We start from the raw sequence: 12,001 nt of genomic DNA, 5'->3' as shown, positions 1-12,001 counted from the left end.
ATATCATGACTTCAATCTACAAACCATTAATCAAATTTATATTCATCTCAATAACTTTGATCACAGGCTTTGCATTTTCAGCGTTTTCAACGGTAAAACAAAGTCAAACAGATTATCACAAGGTGAAAAACCGTATGACCGAGCAAAATAGCCATACGAAAGCACAACTACATTTCCAGCCAAAATCAAGATATGGCAAAAAATTACAACGCGATTTAAATAGGTTAATGCCTGGGAGTAAACAGTTTACCCCACGCTTTCTTAACTACGTGTTAACTGACAAAAAATAACAACAGGAGGTGAAATTATGTCTATTCATTTACCTATTTCATTGCAAAGTTCAGGAAGTTTTGACGCTTATTTAAATTATGTTAATAGCTTACCTTTGCTTAATGAGCAGCAAGAAAAAGATTTATTTTTAGAGTACCAAGAAAACAGTGATTTACAGGCAGCACAAAAAATAGTGTTGTCACATTTAAGATTTGTTGCTCACATTGCCAGAAGTTATAAAGGTTACGGTTTACCACTAGAAGACTTAGTTCAAGAAGGCACGATAGGATTAATGAAATCGGTGAAAAAATTCAACCTCGACTTCGGTGTCAGGCTTTCAAGTTTTGCCATTCATTACATCAAAGCAGAGATCCAAGAGTACGTCATACGCAACTGGCGACTCGTTAAAGCTACCACGACAAAAGCGAAACGGAAATTATTTTTTAATTTACGTAGGCTAAAAGCAAAAACGCAATGGTTGACTCACCAAGATAAACAACAAATTGCGCATAAACTCGACGTTGACGAAGCGGATATAGATGATATGGAAAGCCATTTTTCCCAATCAGATATTTATGTAAATTCATTAGCCGCTCACGATGACGAAGCAGCTGTTAATTCGACAGAGGCGTTTTTTGAAGATAAATCTGAACATTTTACCTCCCGCCTTAGCCAAAAAGAATTTAATGATAAAGCGATAGGTAAAATTAAAGAAATTATTAAAAACCTAGATGAACGCACACAGGATATTATCGTCAATAGATGGTTAGGAATAGAGAAGCTACCACACAAACATTTCGCTGAAAAATACGGCGTATCACAAGAAAGAATTAGACAAATTGAAGAAAAAGCCTTGGCTTTAATTAAGCAGAAAATTAGCTTATTCGATGCTTAGCTTAAAAAATGCAGAGGCTAATCTGGCCTCTGAGCAATTTTTAATAATTAAGAACATTCAATTAGGTTTGATTAGATTTGCTTTGGTTTTTTTAGCAAAAAACATAATTAGCCGATTATTGTTTCTATTTGGCAAGAGAATGATTACCTAGAGAAAAATAATCTTTATAATGAACAGATTAATCAAGGCGATAAACATTAATCATCGTCTTACTCAACGTATGAATTTAAAAGAGGCTTATGATGAAATTCCTACATACTATGGTACGTGTTGCTAATTTAGATGAATCATTAGATTTTTATATTAATAAATTAGGGCTAATTGAAACTAGTCGCCGAGACGTTCCTCAAGGTAAATTCACCTTGATCTTTTTAGCCACCGAAAAAGGCGCCCCTGAAATTGAGCTAACTTACAATTGGGATTCATCAGAAGAATACACCAGCGGAAGAAATTTTGGTCATTTAGCGTTTGAAGTAGATAACATATATAACCTTTGTGAAAACTTACAGTCGCAAGGTGTCACTATAAACCGCCCACCACGTTGTGGTCATATGGCTTTTATAAAATCACCGGATGGTGTATCAATTGAGCTTCTGCAAAAAGGAGAAGCATTAGCACCACAAGAACCTTGGTTAAGTATGGAAAATACTGGTACTTGGTAATTTAGAAGCACAATTAACACTGGCATGTGAATCAACAACGAATAGAAAATTAGCATGAAAATTTATTTTTATTTCATCACGTCTAATTTTCTTTCAGCGACTATAATGGCGAAATTTCGCGGCGATTTTAGCTGCGGACTTTTTGATTGCCAATCATGGCAATACAAAGGAATATCCATAAAATAGCCTGCCGCGAAGTCAATCAATTCGACTTTTTCAATTATAGCGGAACAACTCTTTTGAATGACATAAATTGCAAAGCTTTTTATTTTAACACCGACAATAAATGACTAAAATCATCGCTCCAAACAACCGTATTAGTATTCGTTGTGATCGGAGTTCGATACGATTTTGTAACAGGATTATCAAGTAAGGACTGGTTATCGGTCAACCAAACCCATTGCGTATCATGACCATTTTCTGTTTGCGCTTTGGTTTTAAAGTAGGCGAGCTGTTTATCGCTTTGCTGTGCTAAACCTTGCATTAACGGTAATAAATTTAAATGGGTGTTAGAAATATGTACGGCGATGACACCGTTAGGAGCTAAATGCTGCCAATATAATTGCATCGACTCAACTGTTAATAAATGTTGGGGAATACTGTCGCCAGAAAAAGCATCTATCACTAATACATCAAAGTTTCCTGTGCTTTGTGCTTTTAATTCTTTCGATAATGAAACTCGACCGTCGCCAATGACTATTTCAACATCAGCTTTGGAATCGGTTAAATAACTAAAGTATTCTCTTGCTGCATGAACAACCGCAGGGTTTAATTCATAAAAACGATACCTATCACCTTTATTACCATAAGCGGCGAGCGTACCCGCTCCTAAACCGATAAACCCAACATTTAAAGACTGCTGATTTTGTTTATTAATCAAACTTAATTGTTCAAGTACGATAGCGACGCCAGTATTTTCACGGTAATAACTCATTGGTATATGAGCTGCACCAGGCATCAAGGATTGCGTACCGTGCGAGGTTGTGCCATCTATTAATCGGCGTTCTTTTTGGCCATCAACGTTTACATCTTTAACGCTTAAAATACCGTAAAAATTACGCTCACTATGAACATCTGTTTTTATATATAACTGATTTAATTGCCATAGCGCCACACCACAAAGTATCGCGAGAGAAAAACTGATAATAGATAATTTATCAAGGTGTTTGTTTTCACTAAAAACAGCACATGAAAACAAGACAAATAAACTAACGATAGCCAGTGGAAACTCTAAAAATTGTGTAAATATATTCTGTGCAACAAACGCCACTAAAACACTGCCAAGGAAGCCACCAAATGCCATCGTTAAATAATAGAAAGTAAGTTTAGCAACATCGGGTTTAAGACGCGCTAATTCGCCGTGACAAAGCATGCAGGCTGAAAATAAAATGCTTGAATAAATAACAACTTGCGAAGTGATATCAAACTGTGAGCCAATGAAAAACATAAATAATGCGATAAAAGCCGTTAAAATAAATAACGCAAACCAATACCAACGAACATACCATTTAGGGCTATGAAAACTAATAATAAAACTGAGTAGATATAAGCTCAGCGGTAAAATCCATAAAAATGGCACAGGAGGAACATTCTGGGTCAATGCATTAGTGGTAGACACCAATAACACAACACCAAGAGTTGAAAAACCTAGCCATAACAATGGCATGATTTGAGAATACTTATTGGTACGATTTGCTTCAGTTTTATTTATAACTTCAGATTCATTAGTAATTTCTGATGTATTAATATTTTTCGACTGATGAATTAATGGCTTTATTTTCAACAATAACACCGACATTATCACCGCATAAATAAAGTACATTACCGACCAATAAAACGATTGTTGCTCCCCAGTAAAAAACGGCTCTATTAAAAAAGGGAAACTTAATAAAGCAATTAAAGAGGCTAAATTGGATAACGAATAAAGCTTATATGGCAGCTTTTTTTCATTCACTAAACTAAACCAATGCTGCACCAATGGCCCCGTTGAAGACAGCATGAAATAAGGTAAACCAATAGCAGTTGCTAACAACAGCAATACATTCATTAACGGCAGATTTTCAGTATTCGAGATTGCAGAAACCGCGTCTAAAGATGAAACACCTATTGGTAACAACCATAAACTTATCAGCAATAATGCAACATGTAATATAGCTTGTTTTTTAAAGTCACCAATTTTTGATAATAAATGGGCGTATAAATAACCGAGCAATAAGAAGGCTTGGAAGAATAATAAACACGCCGTCCAAACAGCAGCACCGCCACCAAAATATGGCAAAATAACTTTAGCGATTAATGGTTGAACTTGAAAAAGTAAAAAAGCGCCAATGAAAATAGCGATGAAAAAAAGCATATATAACCAGAGAAATAAAACGAAGTCGTTATTTAAAAGCAATTGATTGTATAAATCAAAATTTTATCGAAGTCTTTGAACTTTAATTTTTTTTCGCCTCTCAATTTAACTTCGACTCCATAAACTGTTTTAACGCACTCACCTATTTAACATGTTTTTCAAGGAATCACTTGGTCTAAAGGCAATAACTTGCGACAATAGACAATTATTCTATACCCTATGGTTAATCATGAAACTTTTAGTTCGCAACCTTTCACGCTCAACAACAGAACAAGAAATACGTATTTTATTTTCAGCTCATGGCGAAGTGAACGAATGCACTTTAGTATTAGACCAAGCAACAGGTAAATCAAAAGGTTTTGGTTTTGTTGTCATGCCTAATGAAAATGAAGCGAATGCCGCATTAGCTGCTTTGCATGAAACGAGAGTTGCCAAGAACAGGATCAGAGTAAAAGTTGCCCAAGACTAACCTTCATTTTGTGAGCCTAAAGTATATTGTTTAAGTTTTGAGATTGCTTGTAAGTTAGGTGGAGTCAATAATAATTGCTCACACCTAACAATTTTCGTCGCTATTTATCCACAACACTTTTTATATTTCTTACCACTGCCGCATGAACACGGCGCATTTCGCTCTGGAACTTTATCAAAACGTTGCGTTGTTGGTTTATTTAACACCGCATCTAATTCTAGAATATTTTCTTCTTCATTTTCGTTAACCGTGATCTGGCCATGTAAAGCCTGCTCTAATAAAATGGTTTCAATTTCTACTTTACGTTGTTCAGACGGCACACTTAATTGTAACGGTTTAGCTTCGCTACCCAGTTTTACGTTACGCTTTGGGCTATAACCACTTTTTCCATATTTGCCCATAACATCTATGGTGCCTTTAAAAAAGAATTTTGACATAACGTGTTCCTAAAGAAGTTTAGGTGAATTAAAATTGGCGCGATGTTACCAGTTTCTTGCCTCGAAAGCGAAGTTGTAACCATAGCTGGGCTGACGATTTTAAAATTATTCAGGAAAGACTGTCTTTAAATAACTTGGATTTTCCCGTTAATGTCTAACCTTATTGGAGAAGTGTATTGTGTTTTTGGCGTGATAAAGTTTGTAAAAAATACATGATTGCCGTTATCAAGTATTTTACTAACAAGCGAGTTACTCACATAGTTTTCACTGATGTTTTCTGCAATTTTTTCAACAAAATGATGATCATTAAAGCCTAATAAATCGAAAGATGCAGGGCTTAAGATTTCAATTATTTTAGGTGCTAAAGAAACCAAATCAAGACTTGATTCAATACTCACGTAACTACTATCCGTTTGTGGGGTAATATGAATGGTAAAATAATCTTTGTCACTGATCGCATTTAAAGAATAACCATAAGGGTCAAAAACAAAATCATCAAGTTGAAAGTCAGGTAATAATTCATCGACACAGAAAAAAGCTCTTACATCGCTTGCAGTTAAACCTTTGTTAGTCAGAAACTTAGAAGCGGATTCTCCAATTTGATAAGCTAATAATTCATAAGAGATGTCATCAGGCGGCACTTGATATTGATTATCTTGATGAAAAACATAATTATGATGGCTATACATTTCGCCAAATCGATAAGCTTTACCTTTAACATATTTAGATAATAACTCAATATCATCACTAAATGAGCTTAATTGCGCATTCGAATAATATTCATTTTTACGCTGATACGTCACATGCAAGATATCTTTTGCATTGATATGTTTAATAAAATACTCGATGGAATAAACTAATTGAGTGATACCACAAGTTAAAATTAAAAAACGATCTTCCCATATAAACAAACTTGATTCAGAAAGGATAAAGGCTTTACAGTTTTCATTTTTAATCGATGACAACACTTTTGCATTACAACAGGCGACGAGCTGAAGCCAAAAATCATCGCTTATATCGTTAAGAAGCGAAAAGCTGTTTTTGTTGATCACTACTTCAGCTTTTTTTTCAGAGCCTTCAAAAAACATAAGAAATCCTTAGAACAGTCGACATCCGTTTAATCCCGCAAAGTAAAGCGGTGCGTTTTTCACTGTTGATAACGTCATTTAAGCTTGAGAAAGAATGCCCGTACTTTATAAAAATAATCGCAAATGACAAAGTTTTATTTTCACTATTTAACAATAAAACTTAGACCATGAAGGTTAAATACTGAACCTTGTACTTTGCGACTAGTTTTTTCTTATCTTTTTTCTTTTTTTCAGAGTCGATAAATGTTTATCGACATATGTTTTCTGTTTGTAGCTTAACGACAAAGTTGATCACCATAGTAATTATCCGCGTAATTACACGCTTTCGTATCATGATTAACTAAGGTTTTGGTTTCATTAATTTGTAAAAGTGTTTTGATCTGGTTTATCAATTTTTTCATTTTTGTGTCCTCATGAATTAACTAAAATAATGTTAAGTAAATTAAGTGCAATTCAACTTAATTAAGCCTTATCATGAAGCCAACACAACAATAAGTATATTTGATTAACTTGATATTATTAATCAATAAAATAGATTGACAATTACTCGATACACTTTTTGATTAATTCTTTATGAAAAATTTCTTTGAGCAAAGTGATTTCATTGGTTCTTATATAATTTGGTCGAATGATTAGTGCGATGGTTCGATGTGGGCCAGGCTCATTTAAGTGAACCGCTCTCAGTTCAGACTCACTATAAATTAATTGATCAAGCGCCATTTGTGGTACTAACGTAGTACCGAGTTTACCCGCCACCATTTGAATTAAAGTATGTAAACTAGCTGAATCAAAATCTGAGTCTTGCTTTTTGTTCTGTAAACTACACGCAGCCAATGCATGATCTTTCAAACAATGCCCGTCTTTCAGTAACATCAACTTTTCAACTTCTAATTCTTCACTCGTGATCTCTTGTAACTGACTAGGACACTCATCTTTATGGCTCACCCAATAAAAATCTTCCTGCCAAAACTCAAAACTCATCAAGCCATCAATTGAAAAAGGCAAGGCTAAAATAGCCGCGTCTATATCACCATTTCTAACCATATCAACCAAGATATGAGACTGTTCCTCTAAAATTTTTAATTTAAACGCTGGATAATTTTTACGCATTTCAGGTAATACTTTTGGCAACAAATATGGCCCAATTGTTGGAATCACACCAATGGTCATCGCATTAGAAAAAGGCTGTTGATCAGCACTGGCAAGCTGAAGCAATTCATCTACTTCTAATTTAACGCGTTTAGCTTTACTTAGAATTACTTGTCCTTCATCAGTAACCAATACTTTCTTATTATTGCGTTCAAATATCGTCATACCTAACTGTTTTTCTAGTTCAGTAATTGCAGTACTTAAGGCTGATTGAGAAACATTGCAAGCTTCAGCTGCTTTTTTAAAATGCAAGGTTTTCTCCACAGCTAGTGCGTAATGAAGCTGTTTTAGTGAGATCATCTTTTTCTACAACCTTTTCTATAATTAGTTTTATTGAACATGAATAACATTCTAATAAATTATCTAGTACATTGTTATCAGAATATTCATTAACCTGAATTAGGGTTAATGAATGTTAATTTATTTACAGTAAATATTAACTTAGCCTAACGCATGGAGAAGTTAAATCAGCAGTTAAGCGATAATTGCTATCGCTTAACTGCTTGATAGAAATAAAGAAGGGAAATTAGTTATGTGATTACATGCCTAACGCAGCTTTCACACCTGCACCGTAGGCACTATCTGCAGCACTACAATGTTTAATATGTCGCAGTTTAATATCGTCAGGTACGTCAGCCATTGACGCGGCAGTATTATTAAATAATGCTTGCTGTTGTTCTGGGCTCATCAAGCGAAATAAATCGCCGGCTTGTGAAAAGTAGTCATCATCTTCGCGATGATCCCAATGTGCAGCAGCTCCGTCTAATGCTAATGGAGGCTCAGAAAAGTCAGGCTGTTCCGCCCACTCTCCTTGGCTATTTGGCTCATAACCAATTGTTGCACCATGATTCCCATCAGTACGCATTTGACCATCTCTATGATAACTATGTACCGGACAACGCGCGGCATTGACAGGGATATGATTATGATTAACCCCCAGGCGATAACGCTGAGCATCACCATATGAAAATAATCGACCTTGCAGCATTTTATCAGGTGAAAAACCAATACCAGGTACAATATTGCCTGGGTTAAAGGCCGCTTGCTCTACATCTGCGAAGTAATTTTCAGGGTTACGATTTAATTCCATTACGCCAACCTCGATTAATGGATAATCTTTATGAGGCCACACTTTCGTTAAATCAAAAGGATTATATGCCACTTTAGCTGCGTCAGCTTCTGGCATCACTTGAACTTTTAATATCCATTGAGGAAAATTGCTATTTTCAATCGCATCAAATAAATCTTTTTGATGGCTTTCTCTATCTTTACCAACAAGTGCCTCTGCTTCAGCATCTGTTAAGTTTTTGATGCCTTGCTGAGTCACTAAATGAAATTTCACCCAAAAGCGTTCATTATCTGCATTGATAAAACTGAAGGTATGGCTACCAAAACCATGCATATGACGATAGCTCGCTGGAATACCGCGATCACTCATCACAATTGTTACTTGATGTAATGCTTCTGGTAACGATGTCCAAAAATCCCAGTTATTCGTGGCACTACGCAAATTCGTTTTTGGATCGCGTTTTACCGCATGATTTAAATCAGGGAATTTCAGTGGATCTCGCAAGAAAAATACGGGGGTATTGTTACCTACTAAATCCCAATTTCCTTCTTCGGTATAAAACTTAACCGCAAACCCCCGAATATCACGTTCAGCATCGGCGGCGCCACGTTCACCGGCAACTGTACTAAAACGAGTAAACAACTCTGTTTCTTTGCCGATTTCTGAAAATATTTTCGCTCGTGTATATTGAGTTATATCTTGGGTTACAGTGAATTTACCAAATGCCGCAGAGCCTTTTGCATGCATTCGTCTTTCAGGTATGACTTCACGATCAAAATGCGCAAGTTTCTCTAAAAACCAAACATCTTGTAAAAGTTGTGGGCCTCGCTTTCCTGCTGTCATCACATCTTGGTTATGGGCAACCGGGCATCCTGCTGCCGTTGTTAATTTTTTATTTGTCATTGATTAAATCCTTATTTATGTCGTCATTAACTCATTACTTGCTGCTTCTAGCGTCTATTAGTCAAATATAAGTCATCTTTATTGAGATTTATGACCTACTTTCATTGTAGTTAAATAATCAAAAATCAATATTCTATTTTCCAGAACATTGAATTCAATTTAATCAAATTTACCTAACTCAAGCGTACATTTAATATACCTCCATCGAAAGCAAAAACGCTTTCAATACTGAAAACTTAACAAGTTATATTTAAACAAAAGAGGAAAAACATCATGGCTCAAATAGGCAAATTAATCCCAGAATTTACAGCTCAAGCATTTCATAACGGTGAGTTCGTTGAAGTAACTTCTGAAAGTGTAAAAGGTAAATGGTCAATCTTTTTATTCTACCCTGCTGACTTTACTTTTGTATGTCCGACAGAGTTAGAAGATATGGCAAATCAATACGCAGAGTTACAAGAATTAGGGGTTGAAGTTTACGCCGTATCAACTGATACACATTTTTCACATAAAGCATGGCATGATTCTTCAGAAGCGATTGGTAAAATTAAATTCCCAATGATTGGCGACCAAACTGGCAACATTACTCGCGGTTTTGACGTCATGATTGAAGAAGACCATATGGCTCACCGCGGTACTTTCTTAGCAGATCCAGACGGCGTTATTCAAGTTGCTCACATTCACGCAGGTGGCATTGGTCGAAGTGCAAAAGACATGGTTCGTAATGTTAAAGCAGCACAATATGTTCGTGAAAATGACGGTGAAGTATGTCCTGCAGCTTGGGAACAAGGTGAAGCAACATTAACACCTAGCTTAGATTTAGTAGGAAAAATCTAAGTTTAAACACCTAAATTTATACAACTCTCCTTTGTATTGGCGAGAATAGGAAAGTCCTTTCTCGCCTTTTTTATCCATAGTTCACTAGACAATATAGGCGGTAATACTATGTTAAGTAACGATATTTTAAACGCATTAAAAACATATACTCAAAATATGACTAACAAGGTAGCACTAGTTCTGCAAACTGGTGAACACGAAAAACGAGCAGAGTTAGTCAAATTTTTAACACAATTAACGTCCGTATCAGACAATTTAACTCTGATTGAACGGGATGAAAATTTACGCAGTCCCATTACTTTTTATTTAGAAGTTGACGAAAAAAACAATGGTATTCACTTTTCAGGCATTCCCAGTGGTCATGAATTTAACTCGTTAGTTCTCGCCATCTTACATGCTTCAGGTACTGAACATAAACTCGATAAGACCTTGAGTAATATGGTGAAGAAAATTAAAGAGCCATTGCATTTTGAAGTGTTTATTTCATTAAGCTGCCATAACTGTCCAGACGTTGTGCAATCGTTAAATCAGTTTGCTTTATTAAATGAAAACATTAGCAGCGAAATGATCGACGGCGGTTTATTTCAAGAATTAGTCAGCGAGAGAAACATTCAAGGTGTGCCAAGTGTTTACTTAAACGGTGAATTATTTGCCAATGGTAAAATTGACACCGCGCAACTCGTTGATAAGTTAATTCAACGTTTCCCTTATATAGTTGGTGGTGATGATACAGAAGCATTACCGCTACAAGATGTTACCATTATTGGTGGTGGTCCAGCTGGTATTGCATCAGCTATATATGCCGCACGTAAAGGCTTGAACGTTACTATGATCGCTGACCGTATTGGCGGACAAGTGAAAGATACCGTTGGCATTGAGAACTTAATTTCGGTTCCGAAAACTACCGGCTCAGAATTAACCGGTAATATGCAAGCGCATCTAAGTGATTACGAAGTCACTATCAAAGAATTTTTACGCGTAGATAAAATTGAAAAATCAGCTGAGAACCCAAAATCGCCGAAAAAATTACATCTTTCAAGTGGTGAAGTGATTGAAACGAAAACTATTATTGTGGCTACTGGGGCAAAATGGCGTGAGCTGGGCGTGCCGGGCGAAAAAGAAAATGTGGGTTCAGGTGTCGCTTATTGTCCACATTGTGATGGCCCATTCTTTAAAGGCAAAGACGTAGCTGTAGTAGGCGGCGGAAATTCAGGCATTGAAGCAGCGTTAGACTTAGCTGGTATGGTAAATCATGTCACCGTCTTTGAATTTTTGCCAAGTTTAAAAGCGGATCAAGTGTTGGTTGAAAAAGCCGAAGCACATGAAAAAATTACCATTATCAAAAATGTCGCAACGAAAGAGGTTATCGCAGAAAACGGTAAAGTAAGTGCTATTGCCTATGAAGATCGTGAAACAGGCGAAATAAAGCAAAAAGCGTTATCAGGGATTTTTGTGCAAATAGGCTTATTGCCTAATAGTGACTTTTTAAATGGTGTGGTTGAGCGCACGCAATATGGTGAAGTGATCATTGATGAAAAATGTCAAACCACAGAGCCTGGCATATTTGCTGCTGGAGATGTTACAACTGTGCCGTATAAGCAAATCGTCATTGCTATGGGTGAAGGATCAAAAGCGTCATTATCAGCTTTTGATTATATTATTCGCGAAAGTTAATGATATTGATAAAAGAATGACATTTCAGCTCACATTTAACCGAGTAGATATGCTCATAATAAAAAAGAGTAATAACAATTAAGTTATTACTCTTTTTTAGTTATTGATAAACTAACAGCTCATTGAGAATTAAATACGTGAAAACGATACTTTATCAACTGTTAAATCATGTTCATTTTTCGACAGCCAACGTAA

Annotated in this window: 12 protein-coding genes; 6 read left to right on the top strand and 6 right to left on the bottom strand. The window is 35.8% G+C overall.

Translation table 11 applies throughout. The annotated features are described in order from the left end of the window. Positions 1–5 precede the first annotated feature (5 nt). From RM573_RS14020 to RM573_RS14010, 3 genes are all read left to right on the top strand, one after another. The gene (locus tag RM573_RS14020) at positions 6–290 is read left to right on the top strand and encodes a hypothetical protein (RefSeq protein ID WP_311583339.1); all 285 of its coding nucleotides are present in this window, start codon (positions 6–8) and stop codon (positions 288–290) included. Positions 291–307: 17 nt separating this feature from the next. Further along, the gene (locus tag RM573_RS14015) at positions 308–1,165 is read left to right on the top strand and encodes an RNA polymerase factor sigma-32 (protein ID WP_311583336.1); all 858 of its coding nucleotides are present in this window, start codon (positions 308–310) and stop codon (positions 1,163–1,165) included. A 242-nt stretch (positions 1,166–1,407) separates the two neighbouring features. After that, positions 1,408–1,827: a VOC family protein gene (locus RM573_RS14010; protein WP_311583465.1), complete on the top strand. Its 420-nt coding sequence runs from the start codon at positions 1,408–1,410 to the stop codon at positions 1,825–1,827. 265 nt (positions 1,828–2,092) lie between these two features. Here the strand turns inward: RM573_RS14010 and RM573_RS14005 are convergent, their stop codons facing one another. Continuing rightward, positions 2,093–4,180: a fused MFS/spermidine synthase gene (locus RM573_RS14005; RefSeq protein WP_311583333.1), complete on the bottom strand. Its 2,088-nt coding sequence runs from the start codon at positions 4,178–4,180 to the stop codon at positions 2,093–2,095. 229 nt (positions 4,181–4,409) lie between these two features. Here RM573_RS14005 and RM573_RS14000 point away from each other — a divergent pair, with 229 nt between their 5' ends. After that, positions 4,410–4,649 (top strand): RNA recognition motif domain-containing protein, encoded by a 240-nt coding sequence (locus tag RM573_RS14000; protein WP_311583330.1) that lies wholly within the window; start codon positions 4,410–4,412, stop codon positions 4,647–4,649. 104 nt (positions 4,650–4,753) lie between these two features. On the opposite strand, the gene RM573_RS13995 is transcribed toward RM573_RS14000, so the two are convergent. From RM573_RS13995 to RM573_RS13975, 5 genes are all read right to left on the bottom strand, one after another. Next, positions 4,754–5,086, bottom strand: coding sequence for a PBPRA1643 family SWIM/SEC-C metal-binding motif protein (locus tag RM573_RS13995; protein WP_311583328.1), 333 nt, complete (start codon positions 5,084–5,086; stop codon positions 4,754–4,756). A gap of 125 nt (positions 5,087–5,211) precedes the next feature. Next, positions 5,212–6,174, bottom strand: coding sequence for an adenosylmethionine decarboxylase (locus tag RM573_RS13990; RefSeq protein WP_311583326.1), 963 nt, complete (start codon positions 6,172–6,174; stop codon positions 5,212–5,214). Between the two features lie 275 nt (positions 6,175–6,449). Continuing rightward, complete coding sequence (locus tag RM573_RS13985; RefSeq protein WP_311583324.1) at positions 6,450–6,575, bottom strand: hypothetical protein; 126 nt, start codon at positions 6,573–6,575, stop codon at positions 6,450–6,452. A gap of 142 nt (positions 6,576–6,717) precedes the next feature. After that, positions 6,718–7,623 (bottom strand): hydrogen peroxide-inducible genes activator, encoded by a 906-nt coding sequence (locus tag RM573_RS13980; RefSeq protein WP_311583322.1) that lies wholly within the window; start codon positions 7,621–7,623, stop codon positions 6,718–6,720. Between the two features lie 238 nt (positions 7,624–7,861). Then, positions 7,862–9,295, bottom strand: a complete 1,434-nt coding sequence (locus RM573_RS13975; RefSeq protein ID WP_311583320.1) for a catalase — start codon at positions 9,293–9,295, stop codon at positions 7,862–7,864. A gap of 273 nt (positions 9,296–9,568) precedes the next feature. Between RM573_RS13975 and ahpC the strand changes: the two genes are divergently transcribed. Both ahpC and ahpF read left to right on the top strand, forming a co-directional pair. Beyond that, complete coding sequence (gene ahpC, locus RM573_RS13970) at positions 9,569–10,132, top strand: alkyl hydroperoxide reductase subunit C (RefSeq protein WP_311583318.1); 564 nt, start codon at positions 9,569–9,571, stop codon at positions 10,130–10,132. A 108-nt stretch (positions 10,133–10,240) separates the two neighbouring features. After that, entirely contained in the window at positions 10,241–11,806 is a 1,566-nt protein-coding gene (gene ahpF, locus RM573_RS13965) for an alkyl hydroperoxide reductase subunit F (protein ID WP_311583315.1), read from the top strand. The last annotated feature ends 195 nt before the right edge of the window (positions 11,807–12,001 follow it).

The sequence above is a fragment of the Thalassotalea castellviae genome, assembly GCF_031846185.1.
GTDB classification, from domain to species: Bacteria; Pseudomonadota; Gammaproteobacteria; order Enterobacterales; family Alteromonadaceae; genus Thalassotalea_H; species Thalassotalea_H castellviae.
Note: the sequence above shows the minus strand (reverse complement) of the source record. Positions and strands in the feature narration are given on the sequence as shown.

Excerpts from the sequence above, each read along its gene's own strand:
- RM573_RS14020 (WP_311583339.1), top strand. The coding sequence starts at position 6 with ATGACTTCAATCTACAAACCATTAATCAAATTTATATTCATCTCAATA.
- RM573_RS14015 (WP_311583336.1), top strand. The coding sequence starts at position 308 with ATGTCTATTCATTTACCTATTTCATTGCAAAGTTCAGGAAGTTTTGAC.
- RM573_RS14010 (WP_311583465.1), top strand. The coding sequence starts at position 1,408 with ATGAAATTCCTACATACTATGGTACGTGTTGCTAATTTAGATGAATCA.
- RM573_RS14005 (WP_311583333.1), bottom strand. The coding sequence starts at position 4,180 with ATGCTTTTTTTCATCGCTATTTTCATTGGCGCTTTTTTACTTTTTCAA.
- RM573_RS14000 (WP_311583330.1), top strand. The coding sequence starts at position 4,410 with ATGAAACTTTTAGTTCGCAACCTTTCACGCTCAACAACAGAACAAGAA.
- RM573_RS13995 (WP_311583328.1), bottom strand. The coding sequence starts at position 5,086 with ATGTCAAAATTCTTTTTTAAAGGCACCATAGATGTTATGGGCAAATAT.
- RM573_RS13990 (WP_311583326.1), bottom strand. The coding sequence starts at position 6,174 with ATGTTTTTTGAAGGCTCTGAAAAAAAAGCTGAAGTAGTGATCAACAAA.
- RM573_RS13985 (WP_311583324.1), bottom strand. The coding sequence starts at position 6,575 with ATGAAAAAATTGATAAACCAGATCAAAACACTTTTACAAATTAATGAA.
- RM573_RS13980 (WP_311583322.1), bottom strand. The coding sequence starts at position 7,623 with ATGATCTCACTAAAACAGCTTCATTACGCACTAGCTGTGGAGAAAACC.
- RM573_RS13975 (WP_311583320.1), bottom strand. The coding sequence starts at position 9,295 with ATGACAAATAAAAAATTAACAACGGCAGCAGGATGCCCGGTTGCCCAT.
- ahpC (WP_311583318.1), top strand. The coding sequence starts at position 9,569 with ATGGCTCAAATAGGCAAATTAATCCCAGAATTTACAGCTCAAGCATTT.
- ahpF (WP_311583315.1), top strand. The coding sequence starts at position 10,241 with ATGTTAAGTAACGATATTTTAAACGCATTAAAAACATATACTCAAAAT.